A 21,875-nucleotide genomic window follows, 5' to 3' on the forward strand; every position below is an offset into this window, starting at 1 on the left:
GGACGGTCGACCGGGTCGTGCCCGGTGACCCGGGTCAGTCCCGCGCGAGCTCGCGCAGCCGGCGCACCGCGGTCTCGATGCGGTCCGCCGAGACGGTGACCGCCGGCTTCATCGGCTGCGCGAACAGCGCGATCCGGTACTCGTCGACGAGCCGCCGGGCCTCGTCGACCGCGCGGTCGGCGTCGCGGTCCGGGGGCAGCGCGCGGACGGCCTCGGCCAGGCTGCGCTGCAGCGCCTGCACCTCGTGGGTGCGCAGCAGGTCGCGCTGCGGGTTCTCGCGGAGGCGGCGGGTGCGGATGCCCAGCGCCTGCAGCCGCCGGGTGAGCTCCGGCAGCCGGCCGGCGGTGGTCCGGGTGATGAAGCCGGGCGCCATCAGGCCGGTCAGCTGGTCGCGCATGTCGGCCAGCGGGGTGCGCCAGGCGGCGGCCGCCGGGGCCCGGGACAGGTCGTCGAGGGCGGATCCGACCTCGTGCGCCGCCCGCAGCACCGGGTCGACCGCCAGCAGGATGTCCAGCACCGCCCGGGGCAGCTGCGGCTCGATGCGGGCGGCCAGCGCCCGGTACCCGTCCGCGGTCCACTGCGGCCCGCCGGCCCAGTCCAGCAGCGCGTCGACGGCGGCCTCCGTGGCGTCGGCCACCAGGTCGGTGAGGCTGCCGTACGGGCTGACACTGATCGTCAGCAGCTGGGCGCGGTCCAAGCCGTTGCGGACGTGCGACACCGGCGGCCGGGCGCCCAGCACCAGCAGCCGCCGGGTGCCGGCCCGCATCGCCCGCCGCTGCTCGACCGCCGTCGGGAAGACCCGGACGCCGACCGTGCTGCCCTCGTCGACCAGGGCCGGGTAGACGCTGACCGTCTGGCCCGCGGCCCGCTCGGTCACCTGCCGGGGCAGCCCGTCGGCGGGAAACGCGGTCAACCCGGTGCGCTCCAGCTCGGCGCCCAGCTCGGCGACGGCGCCGCGGGTCTGCTGCTGCAGCGTCCGCCGCAGCGCCGCCAGGTCCTTGCCGGTCGCCACCTGGCGCCCGTCGTCGTCGACGATGCGGTAGGTCATCCGCAGGTGGTCGGGCACCTTGTCGGCCTCGAAGTCCTCCGGGCGCACGACGACCCCGGTCAGCCGGCGCAGCGCGTCGGCCAGCGCCGGCGCCACCGGCCCGGACGGCGGCATCAGCCGCAGCGCCTGCGCCGCGACGTCCGGCGCCGGCACGAAGTTGCGCCGCAGGTGCTTGGGCAGCGACCGGATCAGCGCCACCGCCAGGTCCTGCCGGGCTCCCGGGACGACGGTGTCCACCTGCTGCGGGTCGACCTGGGCCAGGGCGGCCAGCGGCACCGTGGTGGCGACGCCGTCGTCGGCCCGGCCGGGATCGAACACGTAGTCCAGGTCCAGCTCCAGGCCACCGGAGGTCATCCGGTCCGGGAAGGCGGCCAGGTCGACGTCGTCGGCGCCCGCGGCGAGCAGCATCTCGGGCGTGAAGGTGAGCAGATCGGGCTGGCGACGGGACTCCCGGCGCCACCAGGCGTCGAAGTGCCGGCCCGACGTGACCTCGGCGGGGATCCGCTCGTCGTAGAGCTGGTACAACGCCTCGTCGTCGAGCAGGAGGTTCCGGCGGCGGATGCGGTCCTCGCGCTCGCTGACCTCCCGCATCGCCCGCTCGTTCGCCGAGAAGAAGGCGTGCCGCGTCTCCCAGTCCCGCTCGACCAGGGCGTGCCGCAGGAACAGCTCGCGCGAGAGCACCGGGTCGATGCGGTCGAACTGCACCGTGCGGGCCGGTACCACCGTCACGCCGAACAGCGTCACCCGCTCGGTCGCCACCACCGACGCCCGCCGGGCGTCCCACCGCGGCTCCGAATGGCTGCGCTTGACCAGCGCCGCACCCGCGTCCTCCACCCACCGCGGGTCGACCGCGGCCACCGTCCGGCCCCAGAGCCGGGCCGTCTCCACCAGCTCCGCCGCGACCACCAGGTCGGGCGGCGACTTGGCGACGGCGGACCCCGGCCACAGCACGAACGAGGCGCCGCGGGCGCCGTCGTAGTCGCGGCCCTGGGCGGTGCGCCGGCCACCCGGCGGCGTGGGCCGGTCGCGGGTCACCTTGCGGCCGAGGTGCGACAGCAGCCCGGAGAGGACGGCGGTGTGCACCGCCACCGTGTCGAACGGTTCGGTGGCCAGCGACCCGCGGCCCTGCTGGGTGGCGTGGGCGGCGGCGTCTCCGTCGGCGCGTGCCCGCCGGCGGTCCCGGCCACCGGACGGCGACCGGCCCTGCGCCCGCTGGGCGTCCGGCGTCCCGGGAGGCGCACCGTCCCCGTCCGATGTCGCGTCTCCCTCGCCGGCCGTCGTCGCGGCCCGCCCGTCGCCGGCCGTCCGGTCCCGCCCGTCGCCGCGACCGGGCCGGCGCCCACCGCGACGCCGCCCGTCACCGGTGTCGACCAGCTGGCGCAGCTGCGCGTGCAGGTCCTGCCACTCACGGATGCGCAGGTAGTGCAGGTACTCGGCGCGGCACATCCGGCGGAACGAGTTGCCCGACCGCTGCGCCGCCTGCGCCCGCAGGTAGTGCCACAGGTGCAGGTGCGCGAGGAAGTCCGAGGACGGGTCGACGAACCGGGCGTGCGCCGCGACGGCCCTGTCCCGGTCCTCCAGCGGGTACTCCCGCACGTCCTGGATGCCCAGCGCCGACGCGATCACCAACAGCTCGTCCAGGACGCCCCGCCGCTCCCCCTCGACGATCATGCGGGCCAGGCGCGGGTCGACCGGCAACGACGCCAGCCGGCGCCCGACGTCGGTCAGCCGCACCCCGCCGTGGTCGCCGGCCGGTTGCAGGGCGCCGAGCTCGTTCAGCACGGCGACGCCGTCGGTGATCTGCCGCGTCTCCGGCGGGTCGAGGAACGGGAAGCTCGCGACGTCGCCCAGCTCCAGCGACGCCATCTGCAGGATGACCGACGCCAGCGACGTCCGAAGGATCTCCGGGTCGGTGTACCGGGGCCGCGCCGCGAAGTCCTCCGCCGAGTACAGCCGGATGCAGACGCCCTCGGCGACCCGGCCGCAACGGCCGGCGCGCTGCCCGGCGGAGGCCTGGGAGATCTTCTCGATCGGCAGCCGCTGCACCTTGGTGCGCGACGAGTAGCGGGAGATCCGGGCGGTGCCGGGGTCGACGACGTAGCGGATCCCGGGAACGGTCAGCGACGTCTCCGCCACGTTGGTGGACAGCACGATCCGCCGCCCGGTGTGCTCGCTGAACACCCGGTGCTGGTCCGCGGCCGACAACCGGCCGTACAGCGGAAGGATCTCGGTCCCGGCCTCGCGGCCGGACAGGTGCCCGCGCAAGGCGTCGGCGGTGTCGGTGATCTCCCGCTCGCCGGACAGGAACACCAGGATGTCTCCGGGACCGACCCGGCAGAGCTCGTCCACGGCGGCGAGGATCGCCCCGGTCTGGTCGAGGTCGACCCCGTCGCCGGCCCGGCCGCCGCGCGGCTCCGTGTCCCGGCCACCTCGCCGACCTGCGTCCCGGGCGCCCTCGGGCCCGCCGCGGGCACCACCGGTCGCGTCGCGCCGGCCGCCGGTCGGCCGGTGGTCCCGCCCGCCGGGCGCCGCGCCGCCGGCGTTGGTCGGGGTGTCGTCCTCGGTGTCGAGGTCGTCCCCGGTTCCGTCCGCGTCCTCGTCGCCGTCGACGTCGGCGCCCCACGGCCGGTAGCGGATCTCCACCGGATAGGTCCGTCCGGAGACCTCGACCACCGGGGCGTCCGCGAAGAAGCGGCTGAACCGCTGCGGGTCGATCGTCGCCGAGGTGATGAGCACCTTCAGGTCCGGCCGGCGCGGCAGCAGCTCGGTGAGGTAGCCGAGCAGGAAGTCGATCGTCAGGCTCCGCTCGTGGGCCTCGTCGACGATGATCGTGTCGTAGGCCAGCAGGTCCCGGTCCCGGTGGATCTCGGCCAGCAGGATGCCGTCCGTCATCAGCTTGACCAGCGTGTCCGGCCCGGTGTGGTCGCCGAACCGCACCGTGTAGCCGATCGGGCCACCGAGCGAGGTCCCGGTCTCCTCGGCGATCCGCTCGGCCAGCGCCCGGGCGGCGATGCGCCGGGGCTGGGTGTGCCCGATCATCCCGCCGACACCGCGGCCCAGCGCCAGGCAGATCTTGGGCAGCTGTGTCGACTTGCCCGAGCCGGTCTCGCCCGCCACCACCACGACCTGGTGGTCCCGGATGGCGGCCGCGAGGTCGTCGACGCGCTCGGCGACCGGCAGCCCGGCGGGGTAGGTGATCCTCGGGACGGAGTCCCGGCGGCGCCGCAGCCGAGCCTCGGCCCGGTCCACCGCCGCGGCCACCTCGGCCAGCGCCGCACGGCGGCGGTCGGCGGGTCCGCGCCGTCCGATCCTGGCGAGCCGGCCGTCCAGCCGGCGGCGGTCGGCCGGACCGAGCAGCGCGATGCGGTCCGCGAGGGCGGCGGGATCCGGGCGGGAGGACGGCGGTGTGCGGTGCGTGGCGTCCGCTGTCCGGGTGGCGTGGGCGGACGCCGCCGCGGTGTCGGCCGGTTGCGCCGGCGCTGCCGGCTCGAGCGGCGCTGCCGGCACGGTCTCCCGGCCCGACACGGTCAGCTCGGTCGGTCCCGTCGGCACCGTCGGCACGGTCTGCCGGTCCGACGGAGCCGAGGTGTCCGGCGGAGCCGTGGCGTCCGACGGAGCCGTGACGTCCGACGGAGCCGAGGCGTCCGGCGGAGCCGTGACGTCCGGCGGCGACGGTGGCGCTGTCGCCGCGTGCTCGGTCATGACGTCTCCAGGATAGGCGGGCTCCGGCCGGGTCCCGTGGGAGCACGGTTCTCGCGGACGCCGCGGATCGATGAACCCCGGACCGTGAGCGGCGGCGCGGCGGCGACCGGGCACCCTGACGGCGCGCCGCGCACCGGACCCTCGCGTCACCCTGTCCCGGAGCCGCGGGACCGGACCAGCCGGCCGCGGCGCGTCACCCTGCGGCCGGCCGGCGGGTCAGCGTGCCGCCGCGCCTCCCGGGTGCAGCTGGGCGGCGAAGAAGGCCAGGATCCGCGACCGGGCGTCCGCCGTCGCCTCCGGGTCGTAGGACACCCCGAACACCTTGAGCAGCGGGGTCAGCGGCGACGCCGCGGTCAGCCGGTTCATGAAGCCGTGCCCGGCCTGCGGGTACTCCTTGACGTCGAACTCGCCGTCCCGGTGCTCGAGCACCCGACCCAGCCGGCCGGCGGCGCCGGGCAGGCTGCGGTCGCGGCCGCCGTAGCTCGCCACGATCGGGCACGGGTCGGAGAGCACCTCCTCGAGGTTCTTGGGCAGCTGGCCGTAGTTCACCGAAGCCACCGCCCACCCCGGGCGGCCCGCCATGAGCAGCGCGAAGCCGCCACCCATGCAGAAGCCGATGATGCCCACCGCGCCGGTGCAGTCGTCCCGGTCGGCGACCCAGCGCCGCGCCGCGTCGATCTCCTCGAACATGGGCCCGCGCTGCGCGGCGAGCTGCCGGAAGGCGCCCTGCATGCAGCGGATCGGCGCCCGCCCCCCGAACAGGTCGGGCACCACCGCGAGGTAGCCGGCACCGGCCAGCCAGTCGGCCTGCGACCGCATGTCGTCGCCGAGCCCGAACAGGTCGTGCACCACCACGACGGCCGGCCACGGTGCGGCGGTGGCCGGCGGCGTCGCCAGGTACGCGGAGTGCCCCGCGCCGGGCAGTGTGATCATCGGCACCCGCCGAGGGTACGTCCGGGCCCGGCCGGCCCGCGGTCGGGCGCCGCCCGTCCACGGCGGTTCCGGCGGCGCGGTCCGGTGGGATGAAACACTGGTCCGGTGATCCTGGGCTACCTGCTCGCCGTGTGCGGCGCGCTGGGCTCCGGGATCGGCTCGGTGCTCGAGTCCATCGGGGTCCGCCGGTCCGGCGCGTTCGGCGGCGGTACCGACGAGCTGGGCAGGGTGGCCCGGCAGCCGCTGTACTGGTGCGGGATCCTCGTGGACATCGCGGGGTTCGTCTGCGCGGCCGCGGCTCTGCACCACCTGCCGCTGTTCCTCGTGCAGTCGGTGATGGCCTTCTCGGTCGGGGTCACCGCGACGATCTCCGTCCTGCTGGGCAGTCACCTGCACCGGTGGGGCTGGACGTCGCTGGGCGTCGCCGCCGCCGGCCTGGTGCTGGTCGGTATCTCCGCCGAGCCGGGCGCGGCCCGGCCACTGCCGCCCGGCTGGCACTGGTTCCTGTTGGGCCTGGTGGCACCCGGGCTGGTGATCGCCTACGGCGCGAGCCGGACGGACCGCTGGTGGACGGCCCCGACGCTGGCCTTCGGCGCCGGCATGGGGTTCGCCGCCGTCGCCGTCTCGGCCCGCACGCTGCACGTCCACTCCCTCGGGGGGCTGATCGGCAGCCCGGCCGCCTGGGCGATCGCGGTCAACGGGGTGGCCGCCACGGTGGTCTTCGCCATGGCGTTGCAGAAGGGCAGCCCGACGACCGTGTCGGCGGTGATGTTCACGACCAACACGGTGGCACCGTCGCTGGTCGGCCTGCTGGTGCTGGGCGACCGCATCCGGCCCGGCTTCGCCGTGGCCGGCGGCATCGGCTTCGTGATGGCGGTGGTCGGCGCGATCGCGCTGGCGCACTATGCGTCGATGTCGCCGCCGCCCGGCCCGACAGAGCGGCGCGCCAACCGCCCGCTGACCGCGCGGGCCTGAGCGTTCCATCCATCCACGGCGTCGGCGGACGCCCCACCCTCGAGGACGGCACGGCATGGCCTGGTTCGATCTGGGACGCCTCTTCAAGGGGCAGAGCCCGCAGGAGCGGCTGCTGCGTGCAGGGATTCGGGCGGACATCGCGATGGCGGCCGGCCGGATGGCCGGCGACCCGCGGTCCGATCCGACGGTGCGCGAGGTGGCCACCCAGCTGCCGGACGACGAGACGGCCCTGCGGCTCATGGAGGGCCGGTACGGCAAGGTCATGGGCCTGCTCGTGCTGACCGACCGGCGGGTGCTGTTCTTCGGGCACGAGTACGTCGGCGGCCCGTTGGCCGAGGTCGAGCTGACCTCGATCGACCGGATCTCCAGCGGCGGTTCGGTGCGGACCGGCACCTCGGTGACGGTCACCGGCCCGGACGTCGCGCTCACCGTGGACCGGGGGCTGGCCCTGTCCGGGGAGCAGTTCGCCGAGGCCGTCCGGGAGGTGCGGTTCGGGTCGGCGCCGGTCGAGCGGCGGGACCCGTTGGAGGTGCTGGCCGAGCTCCGGGTGATGCGGGATTCCGGCCGGCTGTCCGAGGAGGAGTTCCAGAAGCAGAAGCGCCGGCTGGTCGACGAGCTCTGACGCCTTACCGCCCTCGCTGCGGCCGGGGCGCCGTCACCGATCGAAGGGCCGGAAACGGCCGTCGGGCCGGCACCCTTGCGGATGCCGGCCCGACGGTGTGCGAGCGGAGGGGTCACTCCCCGCTGGCGTTGACCTTGACGATGGTGCCGCTGCCGTCCAGGTACTGCACCCAGCCCAGCGCCGGCGTCGAGGTGCTGGCCCCGCTGAAGGACGCGGTGACCGGCACGCTCTGCTGCACCCGGACCGTGGAGTTGGCCGGGCTCACCGTGAACGTCCCGGTGTTCCCGGTCGTGCCCACGGCGTAGCTGCGGAACTGGTACGCGGTGCTGGTGGTGCCGGGGGCGTTGGCGAACCCGTCGACCGCCGCGATGTAGTCACCGGCCGCCGGGGCGACCAGGGTGACCGCTTCGCGGGCGGAGCTGGTGCCCGAGACCCCGACCAGCGTGGCCGCACCGTTGACGATCCGGTACACGTACAGGTCGATGTCGGCGCCCGAGCTGTCGTCCGGACCCACGGCGGCGAACCGGACCACCTTGGTGCCGGCGGCGACCGTCAGCGGGTAGGTGTTCTCACCGTCGGCGGCGACGCTGCCCGCGGTGACCTTGGCCCTGGCCAGGCCGAAGGCCTGGATCGGGAAGGCACCGGAGACACCCGACTGCACGGTCCAGGAGGCCGAGCCGGCGGTGCCGGTGACGGAGACCTCCGGGGTGGTGTTGCGGACCGCGACCGGCTGGATCGCGATGGGCGACCGGACGGTGTTGTTGTTGCCGGTCCACGTCAGGAACCCGGTGGCGTACTTGCCGACCTTGGCCGTCGTGCGGGTCAGGGTGACCGTGAAGGGACGGGTCTGCCCGGCCTTGCTGAAGGTCAGGATCGACGGCGTCACCTTGGCGGTGAAGCCCGGGACCGAGATCTGGGCGCGGTACAGGCCCGGCGTCACGGCGGTCACCCGGCGGGTGATCTTCTGGCTGCCCAGCAGGGCACCGATCGCGATCGACGGGGTGTTGTAGTCGCTCGGGTCGATCGCCGGAGCCCCGGTGCCGGTGTCGTAGCCCAGGCCTTCGAGGTAGCCCAGCCAGTCGTCGTCACCGGAGTTGTAGATCAGGCCCGGGTTGAACATCCGGGTCGGGACCGCCTCGCCGGCGCCCTGGGCGAACGGGTCGGTGACGCCCGAACCGTCGGCCGCGCGCGTGTTGCGTGCGGTCGTCATCAGCGCCGACTTGATGGCCATCGGACCCCAGGTCGGGTTCTTGGCCTTGTACAGCGCGGCCAGGCCCGCGATGTGCGGGGTGGCCATCGAGGTGCCGGACAGGAAGTTGAAGCTCCGGCCCTGCTGCTCCTCGACCGGAGCGGTGGCGGCGAGGACGCCGACGCCGGGGGCGGAGACGTCCGGCTTGAGCAGGTTGCCCGCGGAGGCGAGCGACGGGCCGCGCGAGGAGAACGCGGCGATCTGCGGGTACGCCGTCTTGATGCCGGTGGTGTTGCCCGGGACCAGCGACGCGGTGGCGCCCGCGGTCAGGGCGTACGCCTTGACCTCCGGACCACCCGGGACGTCGATGTGCACGGTCGGCACCGAGTGCAGGTCGGCGTCCGTGGAGTTGGACGCCAGGTTGGCGAGGATCATGCCGGCACCGCCGGCACGCTTGACCTCGGCCGACTTGGCGACCCGGTCGTACACGCCGCGGTCGCACTCGACGATCTTGCCGGCGACCTTGGCCGGGTCGAGCGAGTTGGGGCCGCAGAGCGCCGCGACGGCCGTGGTCTGCCCGGCCGCCGCCGCGGACTGCCCGGCGATCAGCGGCTTGGGGCCGACGGTCGCCGTGACGGTGGTGCTGGCGCCGACGTACTTCTTGCCGTTGCCGAGCACCACGGTGCCCTCGTACGGCTTCATGGTGCTGGCCGCGACCGTGGTGATCCACGGGCTGGTGTTGTCCAGCGTGGAGGCACCCGGGCCGGAGTTGCCCCCTGCGGCCGAGACGAAGATCCCGGCGGACGCCGCAGTCAAAAAGGCCAGCTGCACGGGGTCACCCGGGCCGGACTCCGAGGTCCCGCCGACGGAGTAGTTGATGACGTCGACGCCGTCGGTCACGGCCTGGTCGACGGCCGAGACGATGTCGGAGTCCAGACCACCCGAGGTGCAGGGCGAGACGCAGTCCCAGAGGACCTTGTAGGCGGCGATCGACGCGCCCGGGGCGACGCCCGAGATCTTGCCGAAGTTCCGGCCCTCGACGGTGGCCGTCACGCCGTAGTTGCCGCCGGCGGTCGACGCGGTGTGCGTGCCGTGCCCGTCACCGTCCCGCGGCGAGACGCTCTCGTCCGGGACCAAGAGGTTGACCGGGTTGGCGGCCAGGAACGAGTCGCCGAAGTAGCGGGCGCTGATGAGCTTGGTGTTGCACAGGTTCGCGGTCCAGTTCTCGCCGACCTCGCAGGCACCGGTGAAGGTGTCCCCGTTGGCCTTCTTCTGGACGATCTGGTCGCCGACCCGGTACGCGCGGTACGGGTCCGACGCGGAGGGCTGGGTCCCCAGCTTGGCGCCGGCGAACGAGGCCGCCTCGGGCCAGATGCCGGTGTCGATGACGCCGATGACGACGCCCTTGCCGGCCTTGGCGATGCCGCCGAGGCTGTCCCAGACGCCGGTGCTGCCGGCGAGCTTCCAGTAGTCGTAGTCGACCCGGTCGTCCTGGATGGTCTGCAGGGCGTCCTTGGTGACCGCGACCACGCCCGGGGTGGCGGCCAGCTTCTGCGCCTGCTTGGCGGTCAGCTCCGCGGCGAAGCCGTTGAGGGCCACCGAGTAGTGGCTGGTCGGCTTCGCGCCGACCGACGCCGCGACGGACGCCTGGTCGTGCGAGAGGACCTGCTGGTACCGGCGGGCGGCGGCGCTCTGCACCTGCACCTTGCGACCGGCGGTCGGCTTGGTGGCCGGGATCTTCGCGACACCGCCCTCGTAGGCGGCGATCGGCGCCTTCTGCAGGGTGACGATGTACCGGCCGGCCGTGAACTGGCTCGGACCGGCAGTGCTGCCTTCGCCGGCAGCGGCCGGCGCGGCGACAGGTTGCGCCGACGCGGCCGGAGCCACGGAGACCACGAGGCCCGCGGCGGCGAGGACGGCCACCGCGATCCGCGGCACCCCCCGCTTCCGCACGCCCACCAGCGAACGCGACATGCATCCTCCATCTCTTGGACTGCACCGAGGCCTGGCCCGGCCGGCGCCGACGGCGGCCGGTGGCACCGGCCTGTATGGCGGCCGGTGCGTGGGCACGGGCGGGTGCCCTGGGCGGGACATGTGAATCCCGTGGGACGACCCTGTAGGCATCCTCACCATCGCCCCGTGCCGGAGCAACCCCGGGGTGGGTCGGCAGCCGTCCCGTTTGCCGTCGCGGCGGCGCGACGGCACATCGCGGAGGCGTCGGCAAGACGCCAATACGGGGGAACCCGACGGGTCCGCAGCGGCGTGCGACGACCGGCCGGGCGGGACGGCATGCTGGTCCGGGATCCGGTCGACGGCCGGTGTTCCGGACGAAGTGGACGGGAGCGACGGTCATGGCGGACACCTCCGCGGCAGGATCACCCTCGGAGAGCCCCTCCGACCGAGCCGACGGCGGTTCCGGAGCGCGACCGGGCGACGCGGTGAGCCGGGCCCGCCGCGCGCTCCGGACCGAGCCCGCCGCGCCGCCACCACCTCGATCGGTGCAGGTCAGCGGCATCGCCGAGGCGGCCGTGGAGGGCCGCGGGCTGGTGCTGCGCGAAACCGGCACCGGGCGCCTGCTGTCGCTCGTGGTGACCGGCGGCCTCACCGTGCCGGTCGGTGTTCCACTCCGGGTCCGCGGCGAGCTGCAGGCCGGCATCCGTTCCTACCGCCAGCAGGGCACGCCACTCGTCGTGCAGGCCGTCGACCCGATCGAGCGGTAACCGCACCGCCGAGAATCACCCGTTCGGCGAGACCCTGTCGCTGCGTCACGACGGGCACCCGGCGGGCCGCTCGTCGTCAGCCGGCTGCCGCACCCTTGTCCCGGTACATGGCCTCGTCGGCCGTCCGCATCAGCACGCCGGGATCCGCACCCACCGCCGGGATGACGGCGCTGCCCACGCTGGCGGTGACCATCACCGTGGCGTCCCCGACCGTGACCGGCACGGCGACGGCGGCACGCACCCGGTCGGCCAGCTGCCGGGCGTCCTCGCCGTCAATGCCGTCCGCGATGACCACGAACTCGTCACCACCCAGCCGGCCCACCATGTCGGCCGCCCGCAGGGCGCCCTGCAACCGCTGCGCCACCGCGGTCAGCACCCGGTCCCCCGCCAGGTGGCCGTGACGGTCGTTGATCGTCTTGAACTGGTCGAGGTCGACCAGCAGCATCAGCCCGTCCCGCTCGGTCGCCTCAGCCACCTCGACCGCACGCACCAGCCGGTCCCACAGCGACGAGCGGTTGGGCAGGTCGGTCAGCGCGTCGTGGTGGGCCCGGTGGTGCAGGTCCTCCTGCTGGGCCCGCCGGCGGCTGATGTCGTCGATCTGGTGCACCAGGTAGCGCAGCGCACCGTCGTCGGACCGGACCACCGTCTGGGTCACCGACACCCACACCGGCGTGCCGTCGGCCCGCAGGTACCGGCGCTCGGACTCGACCACCTCCCGGTCCCCCGGACCGGGAGGCGCGAGCGCGATGGCGTCCCCGTCGCCGGCGGCAGCGCCGTCCCGTCCGTCCGCGGTGACGGGGCCGACCCCGCGCACGGGCCGGTCCTGGTCGGGCTCGGGCTCCTCGCGGTCCTCCGGGTGCGTCAGGTCGTCCGGCCGGCGACCGAGCACGTGCTCCGCCGGGCGGCCGACGATGTCCAGGAAGGCGCGGTTGACCCGCTGGTACCGGCCGGCGCCGTCGCCCGTCGCGCCGAGGATGGCGATGCCGGTGCCGGCGCCGTCGAAGGCCAACCGGAACAGTTCTTCGCGCAGCCGCAGCCGCTCGGTGAGGCGGGCGTTGTCGATGGCGATGCCGGCCTGCACGGCCAGCACCTCGAGCAGCTCCCGCTGCTCGCGCCCGGGCCGCCGCCCGTCGACCGGCAGGTCGACCGACAGCACGCCGACCAGCTCGCCGGACGGCGACCGCAGCGGCGCGAAGAGGGCGTCCATCGGGTGCCAGGCCGCGGCGTCGTCGGACACCGGGATGTCCGGGACCCAGCCCGGCTCCAGCGAGGTGGCCCGGTCGTGCGGGACGAACAGCAGCCGACCCCACGGTTCGGCCGCCGCGAACTCCTCCTCGTAGTGCGCGCGGGTGCGCCGGACCCCGAGCAGCTCGGCGCGGGCCGACTCGCTGCCGGCGACGGCGACGGTCTCCAGCTCGTCGTCGCTGCGCAGCACGCTGATGACCGCGACCCCAAACCCGGTGTCGGTGACGACCCCGTCCGCCACCGCTTGGACGGTGTCCAGCACGCTGGGCTGGCCGTGGATGGTCGTGATCAGCCGGTGCAGGACCGTCCAGGACGGGGTGCCGACAGGCCGGTCGGGCAGCGACACCGTCACTCCCCTCTCGTCCTCGGTCGGTCCGGTCCGGTCCGCGTCGCGCGTCCGTGGCAGCACGCCGCGCCCGACCGGACGGACGCGCACCGTCCCGATCCGGGCGCCGTGCCGGTCCGTGCCAATATCCCATGTCCCGGCGTCGGCCATCGCGGCGTCGTAGCCCGACCGGGGATAGCCGGCAGGGCCGAACGGCGGAACCCCGGACCCATGGCCCACCGGCTACGGGCTCTCGGTCGACGTGGCGCGAACAACGTCGCGCGTGGCGGTCACCGCCGGGTGATCTCCGACGACAGAGTCGGATCTAGTGTCTGATCCGTGAGTTCGGCCGGCGTCGGCAGCGCGGCGCACCGGGGCTAGCGTGCCGCCGCATGGACGCCCCTGTGCAGGACCAGCCGGACGCCGCGTCGCCGTGGTGGCGCCGTGCCGTCGTCTACCAGGTCTACCCGGCCAGCTTCGCCGACGCGGACGGGGACGGCTTCGGCGATCTGCGCGGCGTCATCGACCACCTCGACCACCTGGTCGACCTGGGGATCGACGTGCTGTGGCTGTCGCCGATCTACCCCACGCCGTGGGACGACGGCGGCTACGACATCAGCGACTACCAGGACGTCGAACCCCGCTTCGGGACCCTGGAGATCTTCGACGAGCTCCTGCGCGAGGCGCACCGGCGGGGGCTGAAGGTCGTGCTGGACCTGGTCGCCAACCACACCTCGGACGAGCACCCGTGGTTCGTCGACTCCGCGTCCGCCGTCGACGCACCCCGCCGGGACTGGTACCACTGGGCGCCGCCCCGCCCCGGACACGTCGGCGGCGAGCCGGGCGCCGAGCCCACGAACTGGCTGTCGGAGTTCCTGGAGCCGGCGTGGCAGTTCCACCCCGGGACGGGCGAGTACTACCTGCACCTCTACTCCCGCAAGCAGCCGGACCTGAACTGGGAGAACCCCGAGGTCCGGCAGGCGCTGTACGCGATGATGCGCTGGTGGCTCGACCGCGGAGTCGACGGTTTCCGGATGGACGTCATCAACAAGATCTCCAAGCGGATGCCGCTGCGGGACGTGCCGCCGGTCGCCGGTGAGCCGTACGTCCGGGCCCGCAGCGAGTACGTCAACGGGCCGCGGGTGCACGAGTTCGTCCAGGAGATGCACCGGGAGGCCCTCGCCCCCTACGGGGCGCGGCTGATCACCGTCGGGGAGACCAGCGGCGTCACCGTCGAAGAGGCGCAGCTGTTCACCGGGGCGGACCGCGGCGAGCTGGACATGGTCTTCACGTTCGAGCACATCCGGTTCGACAACGGCCGCAACGCCTTCGACAAGCTGCCGTTCGACCTGGTGCAGCTCAAGGCCGTCATGACCCGCTGGCAGGACGGCCTGGCCGACGTCGGCTGGAACAGCCTGTACTTCAACAACCACGACCAGCCCAGGGTGGTCTCCCGCTGGGGCGACGACGGCGAGTACCGGGTGCGGTCGGCCAAGGCGTTCGCCACGGCGCTGCACCTGCAGCGCGGCACGCCGTACGTGTACCAGGGCGAGGAGATCGGCATGACGAACTACCCGTTCGCCGTGCTGACCGACCTGCGGGACATCCAGTCGCTGAACTACTCCGTCTACGCCGCCGCGCTCGGCGAGACGGAGGAGGCGACGATGGCCGCGATCCGGGAAATGGGCCGGGACAACGCCCGGACACCGATGCAGTGGGACGACGGTCCGTCCGCCGGATTCAGCACCGCGGTGCCGTGGCTGCCGGTCAATCCGAACGCCGCGCAGGTCAACGTCGCGGCGGCCCGGGTCGACCCGGACTCCGTCCTGGCCCACTACCGGGAGCTGATCCGGCTGCGGCACGAGTTGCCGGTGATCACCGACGGCCGGTACCGGTTGCAGCTGCCGGACCACCCACAGCTGTGGGTGTTCACCCGCACCTCGCCTGAGGACGAGTTGCTCGTCGTCGTCAACCTCAGCGGGCAGGAGGTCGAGCTCCCGCCGGAGGCACGGTGGCCCGGCGCGTCGACGGTGCTCTCCACCGTCCCCGGCGAGCAGGGCAGCACCGCGCAGCCGTGGGAGGCACGGGTGCTGCGCCGGGTGCCGGTGGGCTGACGGCACCCGGGTCCGGGGCCGCCGGGTCAGGCGGCGTGCCGCAGCAGCGCCGCGAGCAGCCGCTGCTGCGCGGGCGCGCTGCCGACCCGGTCGAACCGGAAAGTGGTCGCCAGGACCGAACCCGCGCCGACCGCCCAGCCGGCGAGGATCTCGCCCGACCGGTAGCCGCCCGGCACCGGCATCCCGGCAGCCAGGTACACCGCGGCGCGCTCGTCCGGCGTGGCGGCCGCGCGCAGCAGCCCGCGGGGGGCCAGCTCCTCGTACCGGTTCCAGTCCAGGACGCCCAGCCGTTCCTCGCGGTCGAACACCGGGTGCGGCAGCGTGACGACCTCGCCGTGGTACAGCCAGTCGTGCACCGGCTCGTACGTCCAGGGAGTGCCGAGATCCGCCAGCAGCGCGGTCACGCCGGCCGACAGCGAGCCCTGCGCCAGGACCACCACGCGGCTACCGGAGCGGACGGCATCGAGTAGCCGGGCGCGATCCGGCGCGGGGAGCGCGGCGTCGTGGCCGAGCAGCACCAGGCCCGGCCGCTGCCGCTCCACGAGTGCCCGGGGCAGGTCCGGGTGCGCCGAGGGCCGGACGTCCGGATCGCCGGCGTGCAGCCAGCTCTCGACGCCGGCGTCCAGGCCGGCGGTGATCAGCCCGGGGATCCTCGGCGCCGGGCACGGGTTGCTGCGGTGGATCGTCACCGTGCGGCCGGCGGGGACCGGGAGTGTCGCGCAGTCGGCCACCACGGTGTAGCTGCCGGCCGGCAGGTCCACCGGGATGTCCACCCGGCCGAGCGGGACGGCGAACGCCTGCTCCGGCGGCACGGCGCACTCCAGCCACGTCCGGTGCACCGGCCCGCGCGGTCCGGACAGGGTGAGGCCTACGCGGTGCTGTCCGGCCGGTTGCGGCCGTTCGGTGGCCAGCACCACGTCGATGTGCGCGGGAGCGCCGACGATCTGGTGCCACGCGGACGGGACGAGGCACCACCGCACCGGTGCCAGCGCGTCCCGCAGGGCGTCGACCATGCCGGGCTTGAGGTGTCGGCCGGCGAACGTCCACAGTCCCTCGCCGCTGACCGCGTGGTCCAGCATGCCGGTGACGTTGTGGCCGACGATCCGGGGGTTGGCCCGCAGCAGGCCGATGCTTTGGTTCCGCCAGCGCGCGGAGAGCCGCTGGCTCTCGTCGAACAGGTCCCGGGGCGACGCGAGAACCCTGTCCAGCTCCCAGCGCTCGAAGTCCTCGTGGTACCGGCGGCGCATGTCGGCGATCAGCGCGGGTTCCGCGAGCCGGGGGTCGATGCCGAGCTCGCGCAGTTCGGCGTCCTCGAGCTCCAGATGCAGCAGGCTGCCGACGCCGTACTCGGACAGGAACACCGGGCCCGGGCCGTCCTGGCCCATGGTGCGCAGCAGGTCGGCCTCGGACCGATCGTGGGGCACCCGCGGGTAGTAGTGCCGGTCGCCCACCCGGGGGACGTAGCCACCCCGGATCTCGGCCGACGGATCGGATGGCCGCTCGGCGGCGACGTCCTCGGCGCCCCAGCCGGTCTCCCAGTTGGTGCCGCCGGGGTTGCTGTACGACCCGACGGACAGGTCGCCGTCCCAGCGACCGCTGCCGAGCAGGACGAGCCGGGTCGGGTCGAGCCCGCGGAGTGCGGGCAGCGACCCGGCGGCGTGCCGGAAGACGGTGCCGTCCCGGGTCTCGTTCAGCAGCCCCCAGACCACGACGCACGGGTGGTTCCGATCCCGGCGCAGCACCGTGTCCCACTCCCGGTCGAACACCTCCCGCAGGACGGGGTCGGTGCCGTGCGGCCACGACGCGCGGCTCTCGGCGTAGACCAGCAGCCCGATCTCGTCGCACAGGTCGAGCTGCTCCGGGGTGGCCAGGGAGGCGATGAAGCGCACCATGTTCAGGCCGACGGCTTTGGCGTGCAGCAGGTCCTGACGCAACAGCGCGGCAGCGCGTTCCGGCGGGAGGCCCGGCGGCACGTGGTTGCCGGTGTGCGTGCTGCGGACGAACAGCGGCTGGCCGTTCAACTCGAACCGGCCGCGGTCGTCGATCCGGAACGAGCGGAAACCGGTGCGCAGCAGGCGCTCCGCGCCCGGATGCACGATCCTGGCGCCGTCGGCAGCCAGCCGCACGCGGACGTCGTACAGCCGCGGCCGGTCCGGCGACCACGGCTCCGGGTCCGGCACCTGCAGGTCCAGTCCGACCGTCACAACGGCGCCCGGCCCGACGTCGACGAGGCCGGACGACCGGTCGAGGACCCCGTCGCGCTCCCCGACGACCGCGGAACACCGTGCAGTGACGGGGCCGCCGGTGTCGTTGCGGACCTCGACCTGCACCCGGACGCTGCCGGAGGACGGATCCGGATCGACCAGTACGTCGGCAATGTCGACCAGCGGCCGGTGCACCAGGCGTACCGGTCCCAGCAGGCCGCCGTAGTTGTACATGCGCCCGGGCTGGTAGGCGTCCTCGTCGGAGGCGTTGGACGACGCGGTGTCGGCGAGCACCACGCCGTCGATCCGCCGGCCGGTCGGGTTGAGCACCCGGATCGCGACGGGCACGGTCCGGCCGCCCGATTCACCGGCGAGGCGGAACTCGGTGCGCGGGCCGATCGCGACTCCGGGCAGCCGTTCCCCGTCCCACCAGACGTGGGCCTGGTGGCCGACGGCGTCGAGGACGAGCACCGGGACGTACCCATCCGCGCGCGGCGGGACGGCGACGGTCGCCCAGTACCAGAACAGCCCGTGCTGGCCGGGGAACGCGGCCTGCAGCGGACCGGGCACGGCGATCGGCACCGCGGTCGCGGGCGGGGTCTCGAACCAGCGCTCGGCGACGCCGGTGTCGTCCGGGTCGGCGGCGATGGTCCAGCCACCCACCGCCGTCGTCCCGGTGCCTGCTCGGCCCACCGTCACCGTCGCCTCCGCTCGCGCCGGACGGACCGCAGCTTCGTGCCGAGTCCGAGCGTCGTCAATTGTTGACAACGCGGGATGGTAGCCGTCGGTCCGGCATTCTCGCGCTCCCTGGCGCGTGGGCGACGCGTCCTGCGGTCGGCGGAGCGCCCGTCCCCCGTACGGCGGGCGGGCGTTCCGACGGTCGGCGGAGGTCCTGGTTCCCCCGGCGCATCCTCCGATCGACCGACCGGCCGGGCGGGCGGGCCCGGCGAGACTCGTTCCTGTCAGCCGGTCGAGCGGTAAAGGACCCCGACCCGGAGCCGCCGCCCGGCTGGCAGCCCGTCAGCCGGGCGGCGTGGGACCCCGACCCCGCGCCGTCCGGCGGACGACGCCCCTGAACACCGCGGGCGGCGGCCCCGACCCGCCGCCCGCGGTTCCGGTTCAGGCCCGGTCGAGCAGCCGGTCGGTGCCCTGGTCCGGACGCCCGCCGAAGTACCGGTCCAGGACCCGCTGCAGGTCCTCCTCGTCGGGCGCGGCCCGCAGGAACAAGGTGACCGACGACTGCAGCTTCTGCGCGTCGATCGACCCGAAGACGTCCACCGCCGACCGCCCCTCCGTCCGGGCCAGGACGGCCAGGCACTCCCGCAGTCGCGCACCGAGCACCGGGTGCGCCAGGTAGGCGCGGGCCTCGTCCAGCGACGCGATCGCGTAGCGCCGGGACATCGCACTCTGCCCCAGTCCGGCCAGCTGCGGGAAGACGAACCACATCCAGTGGCTGCTCTTGCGGCCCCGCTCAAGCTCCGCCAGCGCCTGCCGATACGTGCCGCCGGCGTCCTGGGCATCGACGAAGCGCGGCAGGTCGAACGGGTCCTCGGGCATGGCACCTCCACGGTCGGCAGGGCGGGACGTCCCCGGCCCTCCATCCTGGCCGCCTCCCGCGCCCGGCCGGGCCCGGGGGGCGTCGCATGCTCGTGCGGCTCAGCGCTGCCGGGTCGCCCGGTCGCCCCGTGCCGCCGACTCCGTGCGCCGCGCGGCCAGCTCGGCTGTCCGGCGGTGCACGGAGTCGGCGACCGTCCGCAGCGTCTGCTGCAGCGCGGCCGCCTCCGTGGCGGTGAGCCCCAGCGCGTGGCCCACCTCGCGGGCAACCCCGGCGGCGCGCGGCTCCAGCTCGCGGCCCGCCACGGTGAGCTCGACGAGGACCGACCGCTCGTCGTCGGTCCGCCGGGTGCGGGTCAGCAGACCCGCGTTTTCCAGCCGACGCAGCAGCGGCGTCATCGTCCCGTAGTCCAGGCGCAGCCGGTCCCGCAGCTCGCCGATCGTGCAGCGACCCTCCCGCCACAGCACGACGAGCACCAAGTACTGCGGGTAGGTCAGCCCCAGGTCGTCGAGCAGCTCGCGGTACAGCGCGGTCAACGTCCTGGAGGTCGCGGCGAGGTCGAAGCACACCATCTCGGGCAGCGCGAGCGGCCGTGCGGCGTCGAGCATGTGATTTGTCTCCCCTCGGCTCGCGGAATCAACTCGCGTACAGGTCACTTGTGCACAATGTAACTCACCGGCGCCGACGGCGCCCCGACGCAGAGGAGCACCTCATGCCCACGCGTACTGCCCGCACCGCCTGGAACGGCACCCTGGAGCAGGGTTCGGGACAGGTCGAGTTGACCAGCTCGGGCGTCGGCACGTACTTCGTGTCCTTCCCGAAGCGGGCCGCCGATGACGCGGACGGGACCACCAGCCCCGAGGAGCTCATCGCGGCGGCGCACTCGTCCTGCTACGCCATGCAGCTGTCCGCGCTGATCGGCCAGGCCGGCGGCACCCCGCAGTCCATCGAGGTGCGCGCCGACGTCAGCCTCGGCCCGGACCGCGCCGATTCCGGCTTCAAGCTAACCGGGATCACGCTCACCGTGCGCGCCGAGGTCGACGGCCTCGACGCCGACGCCTTCCAGGCCGCTGCGCAGGCGGCCAAGGCCGGTTGCCCGGTGAGCAAGGCACTGGCCGGCGTGGAGATCACCCTGGACGCCCAGCTCGAATCCTGAGCAGGCCCGCCCGGCTCCTCGCGAGCCGGGCCACAGACACGGCGGTCCGGATCGTCCCTCGCGGTCCGGGCCGCCGTCCCGTCTGCGCCGCCGGCGTCTCCCGGCCGGCGGCGGCCCGTCAGCCCGCCGGCCGCCGGCGTAGCGCGATGACCGCAGCTCCTGCGGCCAGCACGGCGATGAAGACCGCCAGCGCCACTGCGGCGGTGAGCAGGGACGTCGTGGTGACGAGGACTCCGGCGGCCACCACCGGGATGGTCAGCCCGATGTAGGCGGCGATGAAGAAGGCGCTGATCACCTCGCCGCGGCGCTCGGGCGGGGCGATCCCGGCCACGGTGGCCAGGCTGGCCCGGAAGGCGAACCCAACGCCGACGCCACCCACCAGCACCCCCACAATCAGCACGGGCAGCGACGACGCGGCGACCGCGACGACGATGACGACCGTCCCGACGGGCAGCGCCGACAGGCCGACGATCGTGCCGGTCCGCTCGGACAGCCGGCCGGCGGCCACCTGCGCCGCGGCGGCCGCGGCGAACAAGAGGAACGCGACCACGCCGGCCGTCTGGTGGCTCCGGTCGTGCAGGCCGACGGCGAGCACCTGACCGGCGAGCGCCGTGGTGAAGCCGAGCAGCGCGAACGACGCCAGCCCGGCGATCGCGGCGGCCAGGAACGGTGTGCGGATCTGTGCCGGCACGCCGACCCGCTGCAGGCTGATGCCGGCCCGGACGCCGTCCCGCTCGCCGACCGTCTCGGGCGTGCGGAACAGCGGCAGCAGCACCACCGGCAGCAGGAGCGCCATCCCGGCCAGGTATGGGACGACCGTCGGGTCGGGCGCGTGGTCCGCCAGCACCCCGGCGATCAGCGGCCCCAAGCCGAGGCCGCCCATGTTGGCGACGGTGGCCAGGACCCCGGCGCGGCTGCGCTCGCCACGCGGTGCTTCCAGCTCCCCGATGTAGGCCGTCGCCGCCCCGGTGACCAGGCCGGCCGAGATGCCGGAGATGAACCGCCCCACGAAGAGCCAGACCAGGCTGTCGGTGGTGACGAAGACCAGCCCGGACAGCGCGGAGAAGGCGATCGCCGCGAGCACTACGGCCCGGCGGCCGACGTGGTCGGAGAGCCGGCCGAACACCTGCAGAGTGCCCAGCACCCCGACCGCGTACACCGCGTAGATCACCGTGACGGTCAGCGGCGACAGCGACAGGCGGGCCGAGTAGATCGCGTACAGCGGGGTCGGCAGCGTCGTGGAGACCATGACCGCGGTGAACAGGTACGTCACCAGGAGGCTGTGCCGGCTTGCCGGACGCACTCCCGACAGATCCACGGTGCCGCTCTCCCTGCTCACCCGGACACGCTAGCCCCAGGCTTCCGGGGTCCCGCGCTGCGCCCGGCGGCCACGGATGTCGTCCGGCGGTGCGGGTCGGCAGCGTCCGGCGTCCGCTCACCCGCTCCCGGGTCGCGCGTCGTGGACGCCGACCGCGGCACGCCTCGAGTCGTGGCGATGCAAACCTCGACGTGGGAGTCACCGGTCGTCCGTCGCACCAGTGGTGGGTCGACGCCCTGCCGGCAGCGGTTCGGCGAGCGTGGACGTCGGTGGACGAAGACCGACCAGGATCGGCTCCAGGCGCGTGGTCGGTACGACGACCGCCGGTTCCGCTGGTATGCCACCGGAACCGGCGGCTCGGACCGCGAGTGCGTCCCGGTGATGCCCTCGATCACTGGTGTTGCACAGCATTCGACCGCCGGTCGGACGTCATGGCCGGCGGTGTCCTGCTACTGCAACGCGCCGCAGTTGGCCGCCAGCTTGGCCGGAACGGCGTACCCGGACGCCGCAGCGTCCTTCACCGCCAGCAGCGCCGCCGGGTCGTTCAGCAGCGACGTGACGGTCTTCGCCGGGGCCGGAGCGGCTCCAGCGATCGGCGAGCCGGCGACGAGTGCGGAACCCGCGACCGCCGCAGCGGCCATCGAGAGGGACACCCTCCGGATCAGAGTGCTTCGGTGGGGGTTGGCCATGGACAAATCCTTCCGTTCGGTACGGCCGACTGGGATGACCCAGGTGGGTCACCGTGACCAGCGTCGGATGTGCGGGTTAC

The 21,875-nt window shown here is 74.2% G+C and carries 14 protein-coding genes; 5 read left to right on the plus strand and 9 right to left on the minus strand.

Going from position 1 to position 21,875, the window contains the following annotated elements; translation table 11 throughout:
• Positions 1–34: 34 nt before the first annotated feature.
• Positions 35–4,750, minus strand: a complete 4,716-nt coding sequence (locus tag IEY37_RS03450; protein WP_229673720.1) for a DUF3418 domain-containing protein — start codon at positions 4,748–4,750, stop codon at positions 35–37.
• Between the two features lie 216 nt (positions 4,751–4,966).
• The gene (locus tag IEY37_RS03455; RefSeq protein WP_188940210.1) at positions 4,967–5,683 is read right to left on the minus strand and encodes a dienelactone hydrolase family protein; all 717 of its coding nucleotides are present in this window, start codon (positions 5,681–5,683) and stop codon (positions 4,967–4,969) included.
• A 105-nt stretch (positions 5,684–5,788) separates the two neighbouring features.
• Here IEY37_RS03455 and IEY37_RS03460 point away from each other — a divergent pair, with 105 nt between their 5' ends.
• On the plus strand, positions 5,789–6,658 hold the full coding sequence (locus tag IEY37_RS03460; RefSeq protein ID WP_188940029.1) for a DMT family protein: 870 nt from the start codon (positions 5,789–5,791) through the stop codon (positions 6,656–6,658).
• Between the two features lie 55 nt (positions 6,659–6,713).
• The gene (locus IEY37_RS03465) at positions 6,714–7,280 is read left to right on the plus strand and encodes an SHOCT domain-containing protein (protein WP_188940030.1); all 567 of its coding nucleotides are present in this window, start codon (positions 6,714–6,716) and stop codon (positions 7,278–7,280) included.
• Positions 7,281–7,392: 112 nt separating this feature from the next.
• Here the strand turns inward: IEY37_RS03465 and IEY37_RS03470 are convergent, their stop codons facing one another.
• Positions 7,393–10,443, minus strand: a complete 3,051-nt coding sequence (locus IEY37_RS03470) for a S8 family peptidase (RefSeq protein WP_188940031.1) — start codon at positions 10,441–10,443, stop codon at positions 7,393–7,395.
• Positions 10,444–10,967: 524 nt separating this feature from the next.
• Here IEY37_RS03470 and IEY37_RS03475 point away from each other — a divergent pair.
• Positions 10,968–11,189, plus strand: coding sequence for a hypothetical protein (locus IEY37_RS03475; RefSeq protein WP_188940032.1), 222 nt, complete (start codon positions 10,968–10,970; stop codon positions 11,187–11,189).
• Between the two features lie 76 nt (positions 11,190–11,265).
• On the opposite strand, the gene IEY37_RS03480 is transcribed toward IEY37_RS03475, so the two are convergent.
• Positions 11,266–12,780: a diguanylate cyclase gene (locus IEY37_RS03480; protein ID WP_188940033.1), complete on the minus strand. Its 1,515-nt coding sequence runs from the start codon at positions 12,778–12,780 to the stop codon at positions 11,266–11,268.
• Positions 12,781–13,151: 371 nt separating this feature from the next.
• Here IEY37_RS03480 and IEY37_RS03485 point away from each other — a divergent pair, with 371 nt between their 5' ends.
• Positions 13,152–14,873, plus strand: a complete 1,722-nt coding sequence (locus IEY37_RS03485) for a glycoside hydrolase family 13 protein (RefSeq protein ID WP_188940034.1) — start codon at positions 13,152–13,154, stop codon at positions 14,871–14,873.
• A 26-nt stretch (positions 14,874–14,899) separates the two neighbouring features.
• Here the strand turns inward: IEY37_RS03485 and IEY37_RS03490 are convergent, their stop codons facing one another.
• From IEY37_RS03490 to IEY37_RS03500, 3 genes are all read right to left on the minus strand, one after another.
• The gene (locus IEY37_RS03490; protein WP_188940035.1) at positions 14,900–17,776 is read right to left on the minus strand and encodes a glycoside hydrolase family 2 TIM barrel-domain containing protein; all 2,877 of its coding nucleotides are present in this window, start codon (positions 17,774–17,776) and stop codon (positions 14,900–14,902) included.
• A gap of 420 nt (positions 17,777–18,196) precedes the next feature.
• Entirely contained in the window at positions 18,197–18,634 is a 438-nt protein-coding gene (locus IEY37_RS03495; RefSeq protein WP_188940036.1) for a DUF1810 domain-containing protein, read from the minus strand.
• A 99-nt stretch (positions 18,635–18,733) separates the two neighbouring features.
• The gene (locus IEY37_RS03500) at positions 18,734–19,240 is read right to left on the minus strand and encodes a MarR family winged helix-turn-helix transcriptional regulator (RefSeq protein ID WP_188940037.1); all 507 of its coding nucleotides are present in this window, start codon (positions 19,238–19,240) and stop codon (positions 18,734–18,736) included.
• A gap of 104 nt (positions 19,241–19,344) precedes the next feature.
• Here IEY37_RS03500 and IEY37_RS03505 point away from each other — a divergent pair, with 104 nt between their 5' ends.
• A complete protein-coding gene (locus IEY37_RS03505) occupies positions 19,345–19,788 on the plus strand; it encodes an OsmC family peroxiredoxin (RefSeq protein ID WP_188940038.1) in 444 nt (147 codons plus the stop codon).
• Positions 19,789–19,906: 118 nt separating this feature from the next.
• Here IEY37_RS03505 and IEY37_RS03510 read toward each other — a convergent pair whose 3' ends face one another.
• On the minus strand, positions 19,907–21,127 hold the full coding sequence (locus tag IEY37_RS03510) for an MFS transporter (protein WP_188940039.1): 1,221 nt from the start codon (positions 21,125–21,127) through the stop codon (positions 19,907–19,909).
• Between the two features lie 428 nt (positions 21,128–21,555).
• Positions 21,556–21,759 carry a hypothetical protein gene (locus IEY37_RS03515; protein WP_188940040.1) on the minus strand — a complete coding sequence of 68 codons (204 nt, stop codon included), beginning with the start codon at positions 21,757–21,759 and terminating at the stop codon, positions 21,556–21,558.
• Positions 21,760–21,875 lie beyond the last annotated feature (116 nt).

The sequence above is a fragment of the Nakamurella endophytica genome (assembly GCF_014646215.1).
GTDB lineage: Bacteria > Actinomycetota > Actinomycetes > Mycobacteriales > Nakamurellaceae > Nakamurella > Nakamurella endophytica.